This window comes from Novisyntrophococcus fermenticellae, assembly GCF_018866245.1.
Classification (GTDB): domain Bacteria; phylum Bacillota; class Clostridia; order Lachnospirales; family Lachnospiraceae; genus Novisyntrophococcus; species Novisyntrophococcus fermenticellae.
Genome location: NZ_CP076458.1, coordinates 3,398,012 through 3,420,321 on the forward strand (window position 1 = coordinate 3,398,012; position 22,310 = coordinate 3,420,321).

General features: G+C 35.9%; 21 protein-coding genes and 1 tRNA gene. 1 reads left to right on the plus strand and 21 read right to left on the minus strand.

What is annotated here, in order from left to right; genetic code table 11:
- Positions 1–267 precede the first annotated feature (267 nt).
- The 9 genes from KNL20_RS15760 to KNL20_RS15800 all read right to left on the minus strand — a co-directional run bounded on the left by KNL20_RS15760 (position 268) and on the right by KNL20_RS15800 (position 8,281).
- A tRNA-Arg gene (locus KNL20_RS15760) sits at positions 268–343 on the minus strand.
- Between the two features lie 238 nt (positions 344–581).
- Entirely contained in the window at positions 582–746 is a 165-nt protein-coding gene (locus tag KNL20_RS15765) for a hypothetical protein (protein WP_230398643.1), read from the minus strand.
- A 139-nt stretch (positions 747–885) separates the two neighbouring features.
- Positions 886–2,217 carry a uracil-xanthine permease family protein gene (locus tag KNL20_RS15770; protein ID WP_230398644.1) on the minus strand — a complete coding sequence of 444 codons (1,332 nt, stop codon included), beginning with the start codon at positions 2,215–2,217 and terminating at the stop codon, positions 886–888.
- A 327-nt stretch (positions 2,218–2,544) separates the two neighbouring features.
- Positions 2,545–3,333 (minus strand): hypothetical protein, encoded by a 789-nt coding sequence (locus KNL20_RS15775; protein ID WP_230398645.1) that lies wholly within the window; start codon positions 3,331–3,333, stop codon positions 2,545–2,547.
- An 11-nt stretch (positions 3,334–3,344) separates the two neighbouring features.
- On the minus strand, positions 3,345–4,256 hold the full coding sequence (locus KNL20_RS15780) for a DUF3881 family protein (RefSeq protein ID WP_329957481.1): 912 nt from the start codon (positions 4,254–4,256) through the stop codon (positions 3,345–3,347).
- Positions 4,253–5,539, minus strand: a complete 1,287-nt coding sequence (gene serS / locus KNL20_RS15785) for a serine--tRNA ligase (protein WP_230398647.1) — start codon at positions 5,537–5,539, stop codon at positions 4,253–4,255. The genes KNL20_RS15780 and serS overlap by 4 nt, the downstream gene beginning before the upstream one ends.
- Before the next feature lie 505 nt (positions 5,540–6,044).
- Entirely contained in the window at positions 6,045–6,563 is a 519-nt protein-coding gene (locus KNL20_RS15790) for a DUF4446 family protein (protein ID WP_230398648.1), read from the minus strand.
- A gap of 15 nt (positions 6,564–6,578) precedes the next feature.
- Complete coding sequence (locus KNL20_RS15795; protein ID WP_230398649.1) at positions 6,579–7,514, minus strand: ParB/RepB/Spo0J family partition protein; 936 nt, start codon at positions 7,512–7,514, stop codon at positions 6,579–6,581.
- On the minus strand, positions 7,505–8,281 hold the full coding sequence (locus KNL20_RS15800; RefSeq protein WP_230398650.1) for a ParA family protein: 777 nt from the start codon (positions 8,279–8,281) through the stop codon (positions 7,505–7,507). The genes KNL20_RS15795 and KNL20_RS15800 overlap by 10 nt, the downstream gene beginning before the upstream one ends.
- A gap of 315 nt (positions 8,282–8,596) precedes the next feature.
- On the opposite strand from KNL20_RS15800, the gene KNL20_RS15805 reads away from it, so the two are divergent.
- Positions 8,597–9,550 (plus strand): alpha/beta fold hydrolase, encoded by a 954-nt coding sequence (locus tag KNL20_RS15805; protein WP_230398651.1) that lies wholly within the window; start codon positions 8,597–8,599, stop codon positions 9,548–9,550.
- A 58-nt stretch (positions 9,551–9,608) separates the two neighbouring features.
- Here KNL20_RS15805 and KNL20_RS15810 read toward each other — a convergent pair whose 3' ends face one another.
- The 12 genes from KNL20_RS15810 to rpmH all read right to left on the minus strand — a co-directional run bounded on the left by KNL20_RS15810 (position 9,609) and on the right by rpmH (position 21,788).
- Positions 9,609–11,057: a DUF4340 domain-containing protein gene (locus KNL20_RS15810; RefSeq protein ID WP_230398652.1), complete on the minus strand. Its 1,449-nt coding sequence runs from the start codon at positions 11,055–11,057 to the stop codon at positions 9,609–9,611.
- Complete coding sequence (locus KNL20_RS15815) at positions 11,057–12,562, minus strand: GldG family protein (RefSeq protein ID WP_230398653.1); 1,506 nt, start codon at positions 12,560–12,562, stop codon at positions 11,057–11,059. The genes KNL20_RS15810 and KNL20_RS15815 overlap by 1 nt, the downstream gene beginning before the upstream one ends.
- A gap of 13 nt (positions 12,563–12,575) precedes the next feature.
- Positions 12,576–13,439 (minus strand): ABC transporter permease subunit, encoded by an 864-nt coding sequence (locus KNL20_RS15820; protein WP_230398654.1) that lies wholly within the window; start codon positions 13,437–13,439, stop codon positions 12,576–12,578.
- A complete protein-coding gene (locus KNL20_RS15825) occupies positions 13,436–14,482 on the minus strand; it encodes an ABC transporter ATP-binding protein (RefSeq protein ID WP_230398655.1) in 1,047 nt (348 codons plus the stop codon). The genes KNL20_RS15820 and KNL20_RS15825 overlap by 4 nt, the downstream gene beginning before the upstream one ends.
- Positions 14,483–14,660: 178 nt before the next feature.
- A complete protein-coding gene (gene rsmG / locus KNL20_RS15830) occupies positions 14,661–15,314 on the minus strand; it encodes a 16S rRNA (guanine(527)-N(7))-methyltransferase RsmG (protein WP_230400134.1) in 654 nt (217 codons plus the stop codon).
- 105 nt (positions 15,315–15,419) lie between these two features.
- Positions 15,420–17,303 carry a tRNA uridine-5-carboxymethylaminomethyl(34) synthesis enzyme MnmG gene (mnmG, locus tag KNL20_RS15835; protein ID WP_230398656.1) on the minus strand — a complete coding sequence of 628 codons (1,884 nt, stop codon included), beginning with the start codon at positions 17,301–17,303 and terminating at the stop codon, positions 15,420–15,422.
- 33 nt (positions 17,304–17,336) lie between these two features.
- Positions 17,337–18,719, minus strand: a complete 1,383-nt coding sequence (gene mnmE, locus KNL20_RS15840) for a tRNA uridine-5-carboxymethylaminomethyl(34) synthesis GTPase MnmE (protein WP_230398657.1) — start codon at positions 18,717–18,719, stop codon at positions 17,337–17,339.
- 87 nt (positions 18,720–18,806) lie between these two features.
- Positions 18,807–19,601: an RNA-binding cell elongation regulator Jag/EloR gene (gene jag / locus KNL20_RS15845; RefSeq protein ID WP_230398658.1), complete on the minus strand. Its 795-nt coding sequence runs from the start codon at positions 19,599–19,601 to the stop codon at positions 18,807–18,809.
- Between the two features lie 12 nt (positions 19,602–19,613).
- Positions 19,614–20,900: a YidC/Oxa1 family membrane protein insertase gene (locus KNL20_RS15850; protein ID WP_230398659.1), complete on the minus strand. Its 1,287-nt coding sequence runs from the start codon at positions 20,898–20,900 to the stop codon at positions 19,614–19,616.
- A gap of 105 nt (positions 20,901–21,005) precedes the next feature.
- Positions 21,006–21,215, minus strand: a complete 210-nt coding sequence (yidD, locus tag KNL20_RS15855) for a membrane protein insertion efficiency factor YidD (RefSeq protein ID WP_230398660.1) — start codon at positions 21,213–21,215, stop codon at positions 21,006–21,008.
- A complete protein-coding gene (rnpA, locus tag KNL20_RS15860) occupies positions 21,196–21,558 on the minus strand; it encodes a ribonuclease P protein component (protein WP_230398661.1) in 363 nt (120 codons plus the stop codon). Before rnpA ends, yidD begins: the two co-directional genes overlap by 20 nt.
- A gap of 95 nt (positions 21,559–21,653) precedes the next feature.
- A complete protein-coding gene (gene rpmH / locus KNL20_RS15865; RefSeq protein WP_230398662.1) occupies positions 21,654–21,788 on the minus strand; it encodes a 50S ribosomal protein L34 in 135 nt (44 codons plus the stop codon).
- Between the last annotated feature and the right edge of the window lie 522 nt (positions 21,789–22,310).

The window sequence follows — 22,310 nt, forward strand, 5'->3', positions numbered from 1 at the left end:
AACAATCGCCTTTCAAATTAGCAAGGTTTTTAGCACGATTTTTCGGCAAATTAGCAGGAGAACTGTTTTCATTAGCAAACTTTGAAAAAATCCTGCTAATCATTAGTAAGCTAATTTGTGCTGAAAAGTCAGAGTTCAACTCCTCTATGGTCTAATCTCATTAGCAGAAATCGCTCCTGCTAATCGCAAATTGCTATGAGTTCAAAAACTCTCGGAAAATATAAAAAGCCGGAAACCTTGATTTTACAAGATTCTCGGCGTTATTTCTGGCGTCCCTGAGACGATTTGAACGTCCGACCCCTCGCTTAGGAGGCGAGTGCTCTATCCACTGAGCTACAGAGACATTTATAAAATTTTTGACTACTGACCTATCACCTTTTTTTCAAAGGGTTATGTTTCTACGTCACCTTAGGAGGCGGACCCTCTATCCTGCTGAGGTACGGAGACGAATATAAAATTAGAAATGTTGGCGATTGTCCCAACTAGCCCTTAGGAGACGAACGCTCCAGCTGATCTACAAAAACCGACTTATATATTCTAACACAGTTTTTTAACAAAATCAATTTATTTTAAATAAGTTATCAACATTTTTTATGGTAAATGGCTTTATGCAGGGTCTTCATCAGCAGATCATTTTGTTCCTCCGGAAGACGGATCGTCTCTTCCTGCATGTCCATGATCTTATCCTGTGTCGCAACCTCTGACTCGAAGGCATCAAACAATTCTACAAGAGTTAATGTTTCCACATCCGACCAGAAAATGTTAGGAATGAGATGGTCAATTTACGGTCTTTATAATTACCTTAGACCCATCTCCGGTACATAAGTCATGGAGCCTGATACTTACCAGGCTCCGCTTTCTAATTTCATAAATCACACTTTAGCTTTAATCTGCCGGTGTATCATCCTTTGGCACAATCAGGTTTAAAATAAACACAACCAGGAAAGAGACCATCAGAGAACTTCCCAGTACATTCTTAAGCAGCTGCGGGCAGAACTGAAGTATTTCGGGAACCGAATCAATGCCTACGCCAATTGCAAGTGAAATACCCACGATCATTTTATTCCTGTAATTCAAAGGCTGCTCAGTCAGTAACTGGATACCAGACATTGTAATTGCTGCGAATACAGTTACTGTAGCACCGCCCAGTACCGGCTGCGGAATTGTTGCCATCAGTGCACTGAATTTAGGCGAAATACCGGCTGCCAGCATAACCATAGCTACTAAAAAGAAAACCCTCTTGGCAACTACCTTTGTGGTACAGATCAAACCGACATTCTGACTGTATGGATCCGTAGGAAGACCCCCGATACAGGCACCAATCATACCACAGATACTTTGTCCTTTGATGGCACCACCAAGTTCCTTATCGGTTGCCTGTCTGTTAAATCCACCCATTGCAGTGGAAGAAACATCTCCGATCGTCTGTACAGCTTGTACTATATACATTAAAATCATCATAATAATTGCATCAGGATGAAATTCCAGTCCAAAATAAAACGGCCTCGGAATAGATATAATACCTGCCTGGGATAACTCCTTAAAGTTAACAATATCTCCCATAAACAAAGCCACGATATATCCTACAATAATTCCAATTAACATTCCGGATACTTTTATATATCCTTTGCCAAACAAACTACAGGCCAGGGTTACAACCAGGGTTACTATAGCCAAAATCCAGAACTTTCCTGAACCAAAAGTCCCTCCGGCTTTTGCACCTGCTCCTCCACCCATATAGTTAATGGCCGTTTCATACAAAGACAAACCAATACTTAAAACTACAGTTCCACTGACAATTGGCGGGAAAAATTTACGTATCTTTCCAATTCCCATTCCAATAAATATAGAAGCAAAACCTGCTACCAGCTGAGAACCAAAAATTGCAGCAATACCATACTGCTCACCAATCATGGTAAGAATCGGCATATATGCAAATGCCACTCCCATAACAGAAGGAAGGCCCATTCCGAATCCAAACACCGGATATAATTGAAGAAGTGTTGTAATTGCTCCTATAATCATAGCCGCCTGTGTCAGCATAATCTTTTCTTCACCTGAAAGATTACATGTCGCAGCAATAAGCATCGGCGGTGTGATATTACCAATCAGCATTGCAAGAACATGCTGCATAGCCTGTGGAAATGCTTCTTTCCATGATGGTTTCCCATCCAGTTTAAAAAGTTCTGATTGCGTTGCCGTCATTTTTCTTTCCATAACTTTTCCCTCTCCAGTATTCACAATAAAAATTAGATTTCATAATTTTTTTTGTATTTTCTTATAAATATAAAATATAAATCTTCTATTGTCAACCTGAAAATTATTGTATATTTGAAATTTTATTTTAGATTTTTTGATAAATTTTTATTATATATTGATAATGTTTTATTACTATCTGAAAGCACTTTTTTTTCGGAGCAACCCGTAGTATTATAGGGTCAAATTCCTTTTTGGGCCTTATATTATTATGTAAACTAATGTTTATGCAAAGACACCACAAATTAATTCCTATTATTAGAAATCAATTTGTGGTGTCTTTTTATATCACTCAAAGTTAAAACTTCTCCAGACCTTCGCCTGGCTTTCATAAACCAACTTAAAAACCTCTGCATATTCCGGATGATTTACGTAATCATATGTAATTCCGGATGGCTCTTCATAATATCCACAATAGCCGTCTTTCTCGGACATCTTATACTGTTTATTCTTTTCTGATTGATAAGCAGGGTTTTTATTTACTACTATGTGAAATATTTCACCTGTTTCAGAAGCTCCGTTCTGATAATCACTATACTGACTACTCGCATAACATGTTATGACAACCGTGCCATCATCTTGTGTTTCATTCGAAAATATAACTTTACCATCCCAGGACGATGGGTAACTGAAACTGAATTTTTTTCCTTCAATATAGTTTTCATAGGGAACATATTCCGCTGTACTTTCCGGTATGGTAAGTACCTTTTCCTGATTTGTTCCCGCCTGCTGCTCATCAGATGAAGCTGATGAGGCTCCGTCAGTTCCATCCTTTTGAGGTGTTTCCGTTATGCCCGCCTTAGCACTTTCTTCCTTTATGGATTCCTGAAGTTTTTTATATTCATTCTGCACCTCGACTGTCTTCTCCGCAAGGTTCTTATTTAAGTTCTGGGAATAGACCACACAGACAGATAAGACTATGACTGCAAGAATCAATATGGTAATACCAAACCCTGTTACCCGGTTCATCTTCCTATCTTCATTTTGAATCTCACATGCATCTTTCCATTCATGTTCTTCATTTTCTTTATTTTCATCGTGCACTTCAGTTAATTCAGTCTTCTCTTGTTCTTTCATTCCGAATCCTCTCAGAAATTTATTTTTCCCATTAACCAGATAACCCCCTTAAACCGACGCCCAACTTCGGGAACCCCCACCAGATCCTTGTCATTTATACATATATCCAGCGGAATATCATTACACAATATTTGAATTAAATGCAGCTTTTCACCAGTGTATTCGTTTACCGTAATATCATATTCCATAATATCACCCATGACATTATACTGATCACATTCAATTCCATAAGGCATAAAATACGTATCAACAATTGAAAAAACATCGTCCTTTTTGCGAATACGTCTGGAGATGGATGAATAAGTATCAATATCCTCCATAGTAAGGCTTTCCATAGCCTCTTCATCTCCATTTCTGGCTGCCGCTATCAAAGCGTTATGCTCCTGCCAGTTCTGCTGGGATTCAGCGGTTTTTTCAGCCTTTTTTAAAGGAAGAAGAATTGTTCCGCTTTTAGCCAGGGCTGACAATGTAACAGATGTGCGGGAGTCATGGAGCAGATCCTTGTCTTTTTCATTCAGATACTCTGCGGCATTTTGCAGGTAAAAGATTAAAGTAATTCCCACTCTGTAATCATCACAGGCGCCGGCATATGAAACCTTATCTGAATGTCTCTCTACTACAAGATCTTCCTGACTGGTCACCTTTGATCCATTATAAAAAGGAAAGCAATAATCAATATGAAGATTATCCTCCTCATCCAATTCTCCACAGACTGTAAGCCCACAGTCATATCCATATTCCTTCGATATTTCTACAAACAGGCGGTGTTCCTCATCTTCAACCACTTTTCTCCTGTCGCTGCTCTTGATTACATCCTGCAACAGTTTCTCCATCTTTTTTCTTGAAGAAATATCAGAGAAACCCACGGATTTCATATATGCATGCAAGGAAACACCCCCTTTAAATTTTTCATTTATTTTCATTTGTCAGGAACCAGTTTCTCTTTTCCACCCATATAAGGCTGCAATGCTTTTGGAATGCTGACCGTTCCATCTGCGTTCAGGTTATTCTCCAAAAACGCAATAAGCATACGCGGAGGTGCCACTACCGTATTATTCAGCGTATGAGCCAGATATTTTCCTTCTTTTCCATTTACGCGGATTTTCAGGCGGCGTGCCTGTGCATCTCCCAGATTAGAGCAGCTGCCCACTTCAAAATACTTTTTCTGTCTGGGAGACCAGGCCTCCACATCTACGGATTTTACTTTTAAATCAGCCAGATCACCGGAACAACACTCCAGTGTACGAACCGGAATATCGAGTGTACGGAACAAATCCACTGTATTCTTCCATAATTTATTATACCAGGCGGCAGAATCTTCCGGTTTACAAACCACAATCATCTCCTGCTTTTCAAATTGATGAATACGGTATACCCCACGCTCCTCCAATCCATGAGCTCCTTTTTCTTTACGGAAACATGGGGAATAACTGGTGAGTGTCTGCGGAAGTTCATCTTCCTGTATAATCTGGTCTATGAACTTTCCTATCATAGAATGCTCACTGGTTCCAATCAGATATAAATCTTCCCCTTCAATTTTATACATCATAGCTTCCATCTCAGCAAAGCTCATAACGCCTGTAACAACATCACTTCGAATCATAAATGGAGGTACACAGTATGTGAAGCCTCTGTCAATCATAAAGTCTCGTGCATAGGATATTACCGCCGAGTGTAATCTGGCGATATCCCCCATTAAATAATAAAATCCATTTCCGGCAACCCTTCTTGCAGAATCCAAATCAATTCCATGGAAAGATTCCATAATATCTGTATGATAAGGTACTTCAAATTCCGGAATGACCGGCTCCCCAAACCTCTCTGCTTCTACATTTTCAGTATCATCTTTACCAATTGGTACAGACGAATCTATAATGTTGGGAATCACTAGCATTCTCTTAAGAATTTCGTCTTCCAGCTCTTTTTCCTTCACCGATAATTCTTCAATACGAGAAGCAGATGCTGCAACTTCACTTTTAACTTTTTCTGCTTCCTCCCGCTTTCCCTGAGCCATCAGTTTACCAATTTCCTTGGATATCTTATTTCGATCAGCCCGCAGTGCCTCAACTTCTTGCTTTATACCCCGGTTTTCCTTATCCAGCTCTATAACCTCATCAACCATTACCAATTTATGATTTTGAAATTTATTGCAGATATTTTGTTTTACCATCTCTGGATTTTCTCTTAAAAATTTAATATCTAACATTAGGTTTATGTCCTCCTGTAATTCTAAATGCATGATTTTACATTTAATTCTTCTGAATAGTTTATCCTAGTATCTGCATTTTTTCAAGTGTTGAAACAAATTTAAGAAGAAGGTTACTATTTACCTTTAAGATATTAATATTTAAAAATGCTAAAATTAAAAGGACATTTAATTTTTCTTTAAATTTATATTCATATAAATGAATAGATATAATCAATAGCTTACATAATATATTTACATAATATTATAAAAAATCAAATAGTATTTTGTTTTTACTATTTTAGTTCTAATTTTGTATAAAATATAAAAATAATTAAAATTTATAAAGTTATGAACATAATTACAGTATATTTCATTTTTTTGTGGATAACTTGCATATATTTTCTATAAATATATTAATATACAGAGAACCATTCAATGGGAGCTTTACAAACATACCTTTATTAAAAGAAAAGGCAAATTCATCCAGAATCCACCTTTTCATAATTAAAATTTAATTTTCCGATTAAATAACATCATCGCTGCTGTTATAATTAACAGCTTGTTTCAAAGCCTTTATCTCCTCTTTACTAAGCATAATATAGGATTCTCCCTTTACAATTTCCTTTATATATAAAAAGCAATTATCCCGGCTATGAATCGCATCAAAAATAAATCCAGTATTATTTCTATCCAGCATCGCTAATGCAAAGCTTAATTTTCCTCCAACATCATCAAAAGCATCATATTTCACAATGCCATACTTACTTAATATTTTATTATGGTCTTTTTTTATCATATCGACATCAAACTGATAACCTTCATTAATCTTTATTAATTTATCGATATCCTTAAACTTTGTTGCAAATACACGTTCTAACGATTGTGCATCTTTCCCCTTCATAAAAATTTTATATTTTCTCTTCAACCGGCTTATCTGAAAGGATTGTTTTACTGTTAATATAATTAAGACACTTACCAATATCATTAATAATATAACTATAATACCCAGATCAATCCCCAGTTTATCAAATAAATTACTCATCTGTATATTCTCCCCTTATCTGATTGATTCTAAAAGGTCCATAATTCTTTCCAATTCATCCTGTGAATAATACTCTATTTCAATTTTGCCCTTTTGTTTACCGCTTCTACGAATAAAAGCTTTTGTTCCTAAAATACCTTTTATCTTCTCCTCCAGATTTTTATATATTGCATCCAAAGTAAAATCCACTTGTTTATCATTTTTTTTCTTTGGATTCATAATTTCTTTAACAAGTTTTTCTGTCTCCCGAACACTTAATTTGTCATCAAATACCTTCATAGCAACAGTATATTGCATGTCCAAATCTTCTATCACTAGCAATGCTCTGGCATGTCCGGTAGAAATCATTTCATCTACCACCATTTGCTGAACCTTATTATTTAATTTCAAAAGTCTCATGGAATTTGTAATCGTAGTTCTGCTTTTTGATACTCTTTCTGCAACTTCATCCTGTCTGAGAGAAAATTCATCAATTAATCTTTTATATGCAATAGCTTCTTCAATAGGATTTAGGTTTTCTCTCTGAATGTTTTCAATTAAAGATATTTCAACCATTTCCTGATCCGTAAAGTTTTTTATTATGACAGGAACTTTTTTTAGTCCAACCAGCTTTGCAGCTCTCCATCTCCTTTCTCCTGCAATAATCTCATAATATTCATCTTTTTTTTGCACCAAAATTGGCTGAATAATTCCAAATTGTTTTATAGAATCGGCTAATTCCATAAGAGAATCTTCATCAAATGTCTTTCTGGGCTGTTCTCTGTTAGGTTCTATATCACTTAATTTCAGATATATATCAGCAGGTTTCTCGACTATCTTTTCCACAACCTTCTCAACAACCTTAACGTTATTATTCTCTTGATCTGTATTTTTTTCTTTCTTACCTTTCATCGCATTAGAAGGTATCAAAGAGTCTAAACCTTTACCAAGTCCTGCTTTTTTTACAGCCATTCTTCATCCCCCCTATGTAATACTTCTTCTGCCAATAATCGATAGCTCTCAGCTCCTGCCGATTTACTATCATATAATGTAATCGGCAGTCCATAACTAGGTGCTTCTGCCAATCTTACATTTCTAGGAATAATTGTCTTATATATCATTTGGTTTAAATTTGCTTTCACATTTTCAACGACCTGAAGAGAAAGATTGGTTCTCGCATCATACATGGTAAATACAACTCCTTCTATTTCTAAATCCGGATTTAATCTTTCTTGTACCAAATCAATTGTATGCATGAGTTGTGTTAAGCCCTCCAATGCGTAATACTCACATTGTATTGGTACTAAAACAGTATCTGCTGTTGTCATTGCATTAATAGTAAGCATATTTAAAGATGGAGGACAATCTATAATAATAAAGTCATATTGTTCTTTCATTTGCTCAATATTACTCTTTAATATGTATTCTTTATTTTCCACTCCAATTAATTCAATTTCAGCACCTGAAAGATTTATATTTGATGGAATTAACGATAAATTGTCAATTTCTAAATCAATTATACAGTCACTGATCTCACATTCTCCTAAAAGCAGCTCATAGACTGTGTTATTCACATTATTTTTATCTATACCCAGCCCACTTGTTGTGTTTCCTTGCGGATCAATATCAATGGTAAGTACCCTTTTCCCTGCTTCTGCTAAACATGCAGATAGATTAATTGCCGTTGTTGACTTACCAACGCCGCCTTTTTGATTTGCTATGGCTATGGCTCTATTCAAAATATTACTCCCTTCATACCGATTAATTTTATCATTTGTTATTTATAGTATAACACTAGATAATTAAAAATTCCATGAAAATGTTTCACGTGAAACATTTTCCATGAAATAGACAATTATAACAGATGTTTCACGTGAAACATCTGTTATAATTATTACGTACGTATGTTCGATTTTATGAGAGTATAAAATAACTTGTAAATACTTGTTTTTTAGTCTATACTACTATTATGCTGTAATAGTTCATCCAAGCGCATGATGCAAGGCTGAGCTGTTAAATTAAGTTTTAAACTCATAAAGAAGGGAGCCTGTTTTATGAAATCTGTAAAGAAGAAATTGATTACGCTCAGTTTGTTGACAGGTGGGACTGTCATGACAATTCATTTATTGAATAAAGTCATTGCAGCTTCAGCAACAATTAAAAATATACTAAACTCTGATGAAGAAGATTACTTTAAATGGCGTTATGGCAACGTCTATTATACGAAGCAAGGTACAGGCAGCCCTATACTACTTATTCATGACCTGACGCCTTCCAGCAGTGCCTATGAATGGACAAAATTAATAAGCCAACTTTCTGAATTTCATACAGTATATACCTTGGATTTATTGGGATGTGGGAGATCTGATAAACCCAGCATTACGTATGCAAATTATTTATATGTCCAGTTAATTACTGATTTTACAAAACAAGTAATCAAAGAACCTGTTGATATAGTAGCTACAGGTCTTTCTTCTTCATTTGCTATTACTGCATGTAATCTGCATTCTGAATACTTTAAAAAGATTATGTTGATTAATCCTGAAGATCTTGCAGTCTTGAATCATATACCTACAAAACGCAGTAAATTTGTAAAAAGCCTGCTGGATTTACCTCTGATTGGAACCATGCTCTATTATGTGATAACATCTAAATCAAATATTGACCTTCAATTTACTGAAAAGTGGCTATATAATCCATTTCATCTATCAGATTTAGACAGTGCTGCATATTACGAGGGTGCTCATCGAGGAAAAGGAAATGGAAAGTATTTGCTTTCAAGCATTGCAGGAAACTACTCCTATATTAATATTACTCATTCTCTTAAATCTATAAATAACAGTATTTTTATATTGGGGGGTTCTGATGAAGAAGGAATTCAGGAGACAATTGCAATGTATACCGCTTTAAATACCTCTGTAGAATCAGTTCTTCTTTCAAAATCAAAACATCTGCCTCAACTGGAGGTTCCCAATGAGGTTATTAATCAGATAAAAATTCTATTTTAATACAAAAGGAACTGCCCGTGGCAGTTCCTTTTGTTATATTTACTATATTTCTCTTTTTTCACAGCTTTAATCCCTCATACGAGGAAAAAAATTCTTTTATTGTAGTCTTACTTATCAGTCCTGGTTTTCCATCCATATCCGTAACAAGATAAAAGTTTTCATCATATTTTGAATATGTGATAATCTTGTCTCCATCATCCATATGAATAGTAATTTTCATTTCAGGCTGATTTACATCTTCTAAACCTAAGTCTTTACTTTGAGCAGTCATACCTGTCATCTTATTAAAAAAGATATCAAACTTACTGGTATCAATTTTCTTATTGTCACATTGATAAGTTGCATCTCCAGCTGTGCTTTCATCCTTTTTAGAAGTATCCTTAAGTGTTCTGTCTATTTCTTTTTTTACACCCTTATACTCTACTGTCAGTCCGGTTACTTTATTTTTTGTAACTGTAACAATTGACATATCCCAGAAGCTTTCTGCTTTTTGATTTATTATAGCTTCCAAAGACTCAGCCGACATTGTATGAACCTCCCGCGATCCCTCCATATTCACATAATAGGATCCTTTACTATTCTTGATTCCAACATTCAAAGTCATCGTCTCTTCTACCAAAACGCCATTCTCAGAGGAAGAAGCGCTTGCATCGCTGGACAAACTTTTCTTTTTGTTGTTTTTACTTTCATTCTCTTTATTCTTCATATAATGAACCTGGATTACTGTCTGCGGATGATCCAGACCGTATTGTTCCATATTATCACCTTTATAATCCACCAGATTCTCAAACTTCAGTCCTGTTATGCTGGATTCCAAAGTACTTACAGATCCGCTTCCTGCCTTATATTGATTTCCCTGCTTATCTGTCACATACCATATTCCATCACCACTATCTCCTTTCAATTGAATAGGATCAGAATCTTTTTCGATCTTTATCTCCTTTATATCAGCTGCTGTAATTACCGGATATTTTTCACCGACAGCTAATCCCATCCTCTCTGTAGGAAGCAATGATTTAACATCTTTATTCACAACATATATAACATTCTTCTCATCATTCATATAAACATATGTATTACTTGTTGTTAAATTCTTTGTGCCTATATGAAGTGACGTTGTCCCCTCTTTTGTAGTTATATCTATTGTGTTTTCAGGCTCATTCAGTCCATATTCTGACAAATCCTTTGCATCCTCTATTTTTTGTGTCGCATGCAATGCTGCCATACCCTCTGCAACAGAGTCAATTTTAGAAGTATCTAACGGAAAACTTTCTTCACCATCTAAAGTCCATGTATCTTTTTTAGAAAATGATATTTTTTCTCCCGCTACTTCAAATGCTATTCCGGTAATATCAGAGGTTTTTAAATCCGTTACTGTTATCTCATCAGTATCTTCTTTCTTCCCTATATCTTTCGTATTATGGGTTTTCATGACAAAATACACACCTAGTAAAATTATTAAAACAGCCAGACAAAGCACCGGCTTTAACCATTGCTTTTTCCTCATCACTGTTTTCTCCTCTTCATCCAGATAATAAAACCGGCTAATAGGAATAGCACCGGAATCACACCCATTGTTATGATACTCCAAAAACTTGCACTATAGGCCGTAATATTCAGATTGCTAACGGAGAGACTTTTACTGGGAATAGATACAACACTTGATTTATCCACATTACTCATACTGGTAAGCACACTGGATATTACACTTGTATTTCCTCCATTTACCATATGATCTACATCATCACTTAACATATTTACAGCGGAAAAATATACAAGATTTGCTTCTTTTTCATCCCCCACATTCTCTGTTACTGAAACTCCCACATCAAATTTTCCTGTTTCATCTCCATCATCTTTTTCAGCACTGATTTTTCCTTCGTCTGTAATATTCTTTATATACGCACGCTCTGTAGTGGAAATAAGACTCGTTATGGTCAATGTATCCCTGTAATTATCCAATTTTTTAATTGCCTGAGCATCTGGAGTAAGCACATATGTATTGCCCGACAGATCAGATGTTATATCCGAACTTCCACTTAAATCTGGAATCAGATAATCCGGATGTTTTGGAATATAATGTTGATTATCCCCTTCTATAATTAGACCCTTATCTCTTTGTAATCCATAATTTCTAAGAATAGATTCAAAATTTGTCAATTCATTTTCATTAACAGAAGAAAATATAAACACTTTTCCTCCATTCTCCAAGTATGCAATAACTTTATCTGCTTCCTCCTTTGACAGGTCCTTCTGAGGCGCTGCTATTAAAAGTATATCTGTATCTTCTGGAACATTTTCGCTGGTCAGAAGATTTAAAGACTTAATCTCCATATTTGCTTTTTCTATAGAGTCTTTTAAATTGGATCCCAATTCTGTTTCTTCATGTCCGGTAAGTGTATAAAGTACCGGCATATCATCATTTGTCACATAATTTAAAGCACTTACAATCTGACCTTCTCCGTCAAATCCTGTTGTTTGCTGTGACATTGTCTGATAATTTACCTCGGATTGGTATAATGTGCTTTGACTTAATACCTTACTTTTATTCCCATTTACTACAATTACGCTTCCACTACTCACGTTATCAGAAGTATATTTTGTCGCAAATGTTGGATGAAGATCAGGATCAATCGTTTTAACTTTTATATTACTTGATGCCTCTTTAAAATTTTTCAACAGCTTTGATATATTATCATCTTCACTTCCACTCTTAACATAATAATACAATGTCACTTTATCCGAAAGATCTTTTACTGCTTTCTTTCCTTCTTTACTCAATGTGTATAGTTTCTGATCACTAACATCAATCTGAGTTATGGAAGACGGAAGCTGTCCGAATACCAAATTTACTACTATCACAACTGCTATCACAATTACTGTCATAATAGATGAATAAGATCCTTGTTTCAGGTGCTTCTTTTGTTCTTCTCCAGTAAATGTATTTTTTAGGTTTTTAAATGTAAACTTTCGCTTTAATTCAGATAATTTATTCTTTAAATCAAATTTCATCTATATCTCCCTCCTAACTCCAACGTCTCTTCTGCATGGTCTGATTTGCAAGAAAAAGACATATTATAACTACTGATAAAAAATAAACAATTCCATTAATATCCAGAACGCCATTAATAAAATTATCAAAATGACTGGTAAAATTAAAAATGCCAAAAAATTTCTGTATTAAGCCTTCCAGCAATGATGGTTTAACAATATATGATATAATTAATGTAACTTCAGCAAGAAGTGTAATAGTCCCTGTAATAATTACATTTTTTATCATTGACCCAATCCAGAGGCAGACTAAAAAAATTAACAGGATAAATGCAGCCAGCGAAGCCTTTGCAGTCTGAGGAAATAATCCTGCGATTCCTTCTGAAACATAACTCAAAAATAAAATTGCAAAGGATAAAACTGCTGCAATTACCTGGTTTTCTGTAACGGACGATAAAAAAACCCCAACAGCCATTTCAGCACATCCCAGCAGTAAGAATCCTAATATAGAGGTATAGGACATTCCCATGGAAACAGTACCAAATTTCTTTAATATCAGCGGATAAAGAGATATAACAAACAAAGGTACCAAAAAAATAGTTAGCAAAGCAAAATATTTACCGGTTATGATCTCGCCAATTTTAATTGGTGCAGTTAAAAGCAACTGGTCTGTTTTTTGTTTTCTCTCCTCAGCAATGACACGCATTGTCAAAATTGGGACTGCAATTAAAAAAACAAATGTTGCATTGCTTAATGTATCACCAATTCTTGGCCATGCGGAACCTATATTAATTGCTCCAAAATATAGCCCAACAACCCCCAGAATAAATGCCATGAAAACATAACCAATCATTGAGGTCAGATAACTTTTCAACTCTCTTCTATAGATTGCCCTCATTCTGTTTTCTCCTCCTTTAATTCAACATCTTCCAACTCCGAAATATTTTCTATCTCAGAATCATTTTCTATCTCGTCACTATCCTTTATCTGATGCTCAATCGCCTCCGTATCATGCTCAGTCAGTTCCAGAAAAACATCTTCAAGTGACATTGCATATAACTGCATTTTAAAAATAGGGATATTCAACTTTGCCAGCTTGTAGAATATAATTTCCCTTAAATCGACATCTTTTGAAGTTGTAAGAGAAACATCCACACAGCCTTCTTCCTGAGAATCTGAATATTTAATATTCTCCATATTTGGAATTGTTGCAAATTCTGATACAATTATTCCCAAATCACCCTTTACTGTAAACTCTAAAGTATTGGATCCCACCAGATGATTGCTCAGATTTTCAGGGGTATCACTGGCAACCAGTTTTCCATGGGAAATTATCATCACATAATCACAAACCGCACTGACTTCTGACAATATATGAGAACTTAATATAACTGTATGTTTTTCTCCCAGACTTTTTATGAGATCTCTGATTTCAATCATCTGCTTGGGATCCAATCCAACAGTAGGTTCATCCAGAATAATTATTTCGGGATATCCCAACACAGCCTGTGCCAGTCCCACTCTTTGCTTATATCCCTTTGATAGATTCTTAATCAGCCGATTTTTCATATCCCGGATTTTTACAAGTTCCATGATCTCATCAATCTGCTTTTCCCTGTGTTGCGCTGGAATTTTCTTCAATTCAGCTACAAATTTTAAATACTCAAATACTGTCATATCCACGTACAGGGGTGGTTGTTCCGGAAGATATCCAATACACTTCTTCGCAGTTTCCGAATCTGTCAGAATATCATGTCCATTAATTGTTATCGTTCCTTCCGTTGATGCCAGATACCCCGTAATCATGTTCATAGTTGTGGATTTACCCGCCCCATTTGGACCAAGAAGACCATAAATCTTTCCTTCTTCGATTGTAAAATTAAGATTATTCACCGCCACATGATTTCCATAACGCTTAACCAGATTTTTTACCTCAATCAATTTTTTACCTCCTTTAGTCAATTAAATTTTTTACTCCTGATACCTGCAGATTATTCCGCATGACCTTTTGACCCTGGTATCCATTTTATGAAAAAAGTGTGTTCTATTACTGGAAAAAGTGTGAAATAAATGTGAAAAAAGTTTCGCAAATGAACTCTGCGAAACTTCTTTTTTTAGATTATTTTATTGGTTCTTTGACGGGCAATCCTGCTTTTCTTGGATATTGTCCAGGTGTGTTTTTTTTCTTTTCTATAATGACCAGTGAGCGTTCCATATCGGTATCTAACAATTGAAAGTGTATTATTTCCTTCATGCCCCCACCCATCACATGAATAGCTTTTTCTGCGTCTTTTACCTCCTGCTCCACAGTTCCGGATTTATAAGGAACAAAAAGACCTCCCTTTCTTATATAAGGAAGACAATATTCCGCAAGTGAAGAAAGATTTGCCACAGCTCTGGAAACACAAAGATCATAAGATTCCCGGTATTCTAATTGTTTTGCATAATCCTCCGCTCTTCCATGTATTGTATTTATTTCTTTCAAATGCAGACTCGAAATTACCTTATTCAAAAATTTAATTCTTTTATTCAAAGAATCCAACAAGGTTATTTGCAGATGTGGATATACAATTTTCAGAGGAATTCCCGGAAATCCCGCTCCGGTTCCCACATCAATAACCGTATGCATTTTTTTGAGATTCAAACCTTTAACGATAGAAATGCTATCCAAAAAATGTTTTAAAATCACTTCATCAAATTCAGTAATGGTAGTCAGGTTCATAAATGAATTCCATTCCACCAATATCTCATAGTATTTTATAAATTGACTCATTTGATTATCATCAAGAACCAGATTCAGTTGTTTCAATCCCTTTTTAAATTCATCTAGATTATATTCATTCACTTTATTTTATACTCCTATATTATGATGTTGGGATTAAAAGGTCACTCGCAGCTGCTCAAGATACACCAGAAGTACCGATACATCTGCCGGAGATACCCCTGAAATCCGGGATGCCTGTCCAATATTCATGGGCCTGAAATCTTTAAGTTTCTGCTTTGCTTCAATACGCAGACTCCCTATACGATCATAGTCTATGTCATTTGGTATCTTTTTATTTTCCATCTTCTTAAATTGTTCAACTTGTTTCATCTGCCGTTTTATATAACCTTCATACTTGATGTTTATATTTACCTGCTCTTTAACATCTTCCGAAAGCCGCGGACGATTTACATCAATTTCACTTAAATCCTGATAGGTGAGTTCCGGGCGCCTTATCAATTCTGCAAGTGAACTCCCACTATTCAGCGCAGTCGAATTCATCCTCTTCATTAAATCCTGAACAGATTTTGAATCTCCCACAAAAGTATTCTCCATACGATTTATTTCTTTCTCAATCTGTCTTTCCTTATAAAGCAGATTCTGATATTGTTCCTCATTGATTAATCCAACCCGATATCCGTATTTTCTAAGTCTCAAGTCTGCATTATCCTGACGCAGCAGCAACCGATATTCTGCTCTGCTGGTCATCATCCTGTATGGTTCATGTGTTTCTTTTGTAACCAGATCATCAATCAATACACCAATGTATGACTCCGAACGATCCAATACGAGGAGTTCCCTCCCTTTTATCTTCATAGCTGCATTAATTCCCGCTATCAATCCCTGAGCAGCCGCTTCTTCATACCCGGAGCTTCCATTGAATTGCCCTCCGGAAAAAAGATTTTTTATATTTTTAAATTCCAGTGTAGCCTGAAGCTGCATGGGATTAATACAATCGTATTCAATCGCATATGCATTCCTCACAATCCTGGCATGCTCTAAACCTGCAACTGTATGATACATCTCGTACTGTACATCTTCAGGCATCGAACTGGACATTCCTCCTACATACATTTCATTTGTATACAGTCCTTCCGGTTCCAAAAATACCTGATGGCGGCTTTTGTCCTTGAACTTAACAACTTTATCTTCAACAGATGGACAATATCTTGGACCGGTACCATGTATCATTCCGGAATAAAGAGGAGAACGATCCAGATTCTGACGAATAATCTCATGGGTTTTCTCATTCGTATAGGTCAGCCAGCAGGATACCTGCTCAATCTGTACATCTTCAGGATCTGTGGAAAATGAAAAAGGAACCACCCTTTCATCACCAAACTGCTCTTCCATCTTACTAAAGTCAATACTTCTTTTATCCACACGAGCCGGTGTACCAGTTTTAAAGCGATACATCTCCACACCATTTTCAATCAATGAATCTGTCAGATGGTTAGCTGCTTTCAGCCCGTTTGGTCCTGTGTATTCGCTTACATCGCCATAGATACATCTGGCGTTTAAATACACTCCGGTACATAGCACAGCCCCTTTACAATGATAGACAGCACCTGAAACGGTCTTTACACCTTTCAAAATTCCTTTTTCAATAATCAATTCACTGACTTCTGCCTGTTTAATGGTTAAGTGATCTGTATTTTCCAATATCTTTCTCATAGATCGGCTGTATTCACTTTTATCTGCCTGAGCTCTCAAGGAATGCACCGCAGGTCCCTTTGACTTATTTAACATCTTGGACTGAATGAATGTCTTATCTATATTTTTACCCATCTCCCCGCCAAGAGCATCAATTTCACGTACCAGATGACCCTTTGAAGTTCCTCCAATATTTGGATTGCATGCCATCCATGCAACAGAATCCATACTGATTGTAAATACTATCGTATCAAGCCCCAGTCTCGCACAGGCAAGGGCAGCTTCACACCCTGCATGTCCCGCTCCTATAACAACAACATCAAATTCTTCTGTAATTTGTGGCATCCTTTATAACCTCCACTTTGTTCCTATTCTCCTTTATTTTCCTGTGCAAAACTTACTGAATATTTCATTTATCAGATCCTCTCCCATAGATTCCCCTGTAATTTCTCCAAGCGATTCATAAGCACTTATCAGATCTATTGTAAAAAAATCCTCGGGCATCTTCATATCTATACTTTGTTTTACCTGTTTCAAACTGATTCTGGCATCTTCCAGAGACTTTTTATGTCTGATATTCGTAATATATATCTCATCGTTAAATATAAGTTCACCCTTAAAAAATAGTGATTTTATTATATCTTGTAACTCTGTTAAACCTGAATTTTCCTTTGCAGACATTAAAAGGACCGGTGCATCTACTTCTTTTTTTATATTCTGAATAGAAACAACACATTTCAGATCACTTTTATTCAATATAACAATTGCCTTTTTATCTTTGATAAGTTCTATAATTTGTTCATCATTTTTATCCATCGGGACAGAAGCATCTACAATATATAAAATCAGATCTGCATCCTTTGCATGTTCTCTGGCACGTTCCACACCAATTTGCTCCACCTTATCCAAAGCATCTCTGATACCGGCAGTATCCAACATCCGTAGAGAAATTCCCTGTAAATTTATATTTTCTTCCAATACATCTCTGGTCGTTCCCGCAATATCCGTAACAATTGCCTTTTCCTCGCCAACCAGAAGATTTAGAATTGAAGATTTTCCAACATTTGGTTTACCTACAATTACAGTCTTAATCCCTTCATGTATCAGTTTTCCCTCATCCACGGTGGAAAGAAGTCTGTTTATCTTTTCTATCTGCTCTTCTACTACAACGTTAAGTTTTTCTCCATATCCGTCGATTGTGATGTGCTCAGGATCATCTAAAGCGGATTCTATAAACGCAAGTTCATAGATTAGTGTATCCCTTATTTCCTTTATTCTACCTAGTACAGACCCTTTCAACTGTCCCAGCGAACTTTTCAGTGCATATTCGTTCTTTGCTGATATAACATCCATGACAGCTTCAGCCTGAGACAAATCGATACGTCCATTTAAAAAAGCCCTCTTTGTAAATTCTCCTGGTTCGGCCGGACGGGCACCATGTTTTACTGCTGTTTCCAATACCTTCTTTACCGAAAGAATCCCTCCATGACAATCAATTTCAACCGTATCCTCTCCTGTATACGTATGGGGACCCCTCATCAGCATTACCAGTACTTCATCTATATTCGTATCACCATCTTTAATCCAACCATAATGGATTGTATGGGTAGACTGCTCGGATAATTTTTTATTTTTTTTCGGCGTTTTGTATATTTTATCTGCTATACAAACAGCATCCTTTCCACTTAGCCGGACGATACCAATCCCGGAGGGAGCCATAGCAGTAGAGATGGCAGCTATTGTATCCATATTTGATTTCATCTATTAAAATCCTTCCTGAAAGACTTCTGTCTTAAAGTCAGAGCCTGTCAGACATACAGTTTGTCCAACAGGCCCGGTGTTTTGCGTTTAGTTATTTTTTGCTGTAATTACAACATGGCGATATGGTTCTTTGCCCTCGCTATAGGTTTCCACCCACTTATTACCTTGCAGCGCAGAATGGATAATTCTTCTTTCATATGGATTCATCGGTTCCAGAGATACGGGTTTTCTGGTTTTTCTCACTTTATAAGCAATATTCTTAGCCAAATTTTCTAACGTTTCTTTTCTTCTTTTTCGATAATTTTCTGTATCCAGCTTTACCCTCACATATTCTTTCTGGTCCTTATTTACAACCAGACTTGTGAGATACTGCAGGGAATCCAGTGTCTGTCCCCTTTTTCCAATTAAAATTCCCATATCTTCACCTGAAAAATCAATATCCAGAGAGTCATTTCCCGCATGGTAAACCATGTTGATATCGACTTCCAGATTCATAGCATGAAATACACTATCCAGGAACTTCTGAGCAGATGCTTTCATCACTACTATTTCTTCCTCTGATTTGTCAACTTTAATATGTTCCTCTTTTTGCTCTTCTTTCGCTGTTAAAGGTTCTACTTTATTTTCTGAAACAACTTCTTTTTTAACTGCTTCCTTTTTCTCAACTGGATTTTCAGTCTTATGTTTCACAACAGAATCATTCACCGGCTCTTCTTTTTTACGTGCCTTTATAACCGCCGGTTTTGCACCAAAGCCAAGAAAACCCGAACTACCTTCACTAACCACTTGAATTTCCAGCCTGTCACTGGAAACACCTAATTCAATACACGCTTTTGTGATTGCCTCATTTACGGTCTTTGCAGATACTTCTACGAATTCCATATGCTCATCCCCCTATTTTTTTTTCTTTTTATCCTCAAACTGCCGAACCATATTTGCTTTAGAAGCCAAACTTCCCGATTTATAATTCGTGGAATTTTTATAATATTCCGTGGAATCTTTCACATTTTTTTCTTTTTGTTCCTGCTTTTTTTCTTCCTTAGGTTCTTCGATGTTACGTACATTCATCTTAGCCTGCTGCGTAATTTTCTGTGGAGGAAGTCCCGCCTTTTTTCTTTTTTTATTCACCTTTTCCTGATTTTTTTCAATCAGCTGATTCATATCCACCTTTGCCATCTGGCGATTAATTATCACCTGCTGGATACAACGAATCACAGCACCTGCAATCCAGTAAATACCAATACCAATAGAAAATGATAAACAAAAGAAAGCTGACATAATCGGCATTACGGTATTCATCATCTTCATGGACTGCTCCATGCCGCCTTGTTTATTATCACTATTCGCCGCCGGAGCCTGAGGCATCAGCTTATAGCTTATCCACTGGGTAAACCATGCCAAAATCGGAATCATCAATGCTCCAATAAGAAGCAGCCAGCTTTGGGAGGACCAGGCACTTTTAATCACGTCCATAGGTGCCTCTGTAATGTTAATTCCCAGAAACATATTCATACGTTCTGTCTGTTTCGCAGTTTGATTCAGAACATCACTGATACCGGAAAATGCACTGATATCAGAAAGTTTACTCCATTGTGAAGGTTTCAACACATACAGTATATCCGTGATATTATTTGCACTCAGCTTATCGTAATCAACAGTACTAAAAAGTCTGACTGCATTTTCACTGACAAATTTAGATAATATATCTGCGCTGCCGCTGACTCCCTGAATTGCCTGAACCGCCCCGGTAAACATATTCTTAACAGTTCCTATATATCCCGGAATATGATATATTACCTGATATAAAGCAAACATAACAGGCATCTGAATCAACATAGGAAGACAGCTTCCGGTAGGAGAAACACCATACTTCTGATAAACAGCCATGGTCTCTTCCTGCATCTTCATCTGAGAATTCTGATCTTTTTTTCCCTGATATTTTTTTTGAATTTTTTGAAGCTCCGGCTGCATAACCGACGTCATCTTTGAAAATTTCTGCTGTTTAATCTGAATCGGCGTTAAAATCAGATTAATTATAATTGTGAAAAATATAATTGCCAAACCTATATTTGGAATTCCTATCTTATCCAGAACAATATAAATTCCATTCATTAAAACGCCTAATACTTCACATACCCATTTGATAATAAACCAGGTCGATTTACTAAGTAAAATATCCAAATCAATTTCCTCCTTGGACAATTTCCGATTATATAGTCTTACAGTCATCCATAGCTTAATTTTGCTTAACTGTTACTAAATTGTCCTTCTAAATATTCTTCTCATCTACGGCACCGGGTCATACCCTCCATGTGAAAAAGGGTTGCATCTCAATATTCTCCAGACTGCCAGCAGACTACCCCTAAAGGCACCGTACTTCTGAATTGCTTCCAACCCATATTGAGAACAAGTAGGAATATAAGGACACTTTGTTCTCTTGAGCGGTGACAGATACTTCTGATAAAATCGTATTAACTTAATTAATATCGTCTTCATCCTGATTTTTACCTATTATATGATGTAATGTACCAAGATGGTAAATTGCACGTTCGATTTCATGGTACGTACAGTCCTTAGCATTTACCCTTGCCACAATTACAACATCAATTCCCCTACGAAATAATTCTTCTAAAAGACGGTACCCTTCCCTGATCAATCTGGTCAAATGGTGTCTCACTACGCTGTTTCCGACTTTTTTACTAACTGAAATTCCAATACGATTTTCATCTGTCTGATTTTCTCTCACATACATAACCAGATACTTGTTGGCCTTTGATGTTCCATATCTATAAACCATCTGAAAATCTTTGTTTTTCTTTAAGCGATCTGAATATTTCATAGAATTCCTTTTCCAAAATTAACATTAATCTGTTTCCATATCTAATATGGGTATACATAGAAGAAAAGACCACATAATTAAATGCGGTCTTGGTTTTATGCTGACAATTTATGTCTTCCTTTTAATCTCCTGGCAGCTAAAACTTTTCTTCCACCTTTTGAACTCATTCTTGCTCTGAATCCATGAACTCTCGCTCTCGATCTTTTTTTAGGCTGAAATGTCATTTTCATAGGAAAGGCACCTCCTTTATATTCAAAAATATAGTAATTCATACATGCTTCTTACGGTACAGTACCGTAACTATTTCTCAGATATGAAAACATCATTACAATTATATTCATAAAACATGCTAAAGTCAAGCATAATATGATAAAAACTCTATCTTGTGGTTAACGTAATTTTTATCCACAATTTGTGGATAAAATGTTCATAACTTGTGTATTCAGTGTTTATATTATCCACATATATCCTCTAATTCCTTGATTCTACTAATGTTTATGATGTTAATCTATTATTTTATTTATCCACATTGAGCCTTTGAGCTGAAATTCACTGTGTATATCTTATTTTCTTTGTCAACAAATTAATATATGGCTAAAATCCGCATAAAATAAATGTTTTAATTTCCTTTTTAAATTTTATATACGAGTATTCCACATGTTTCCACATAGTTATCCACAATACAATTTTCTTTAATTTTATCTGAAGGTAAACAGATTATGTAAATCACCTTCCGACTTCAGCTTCATTTT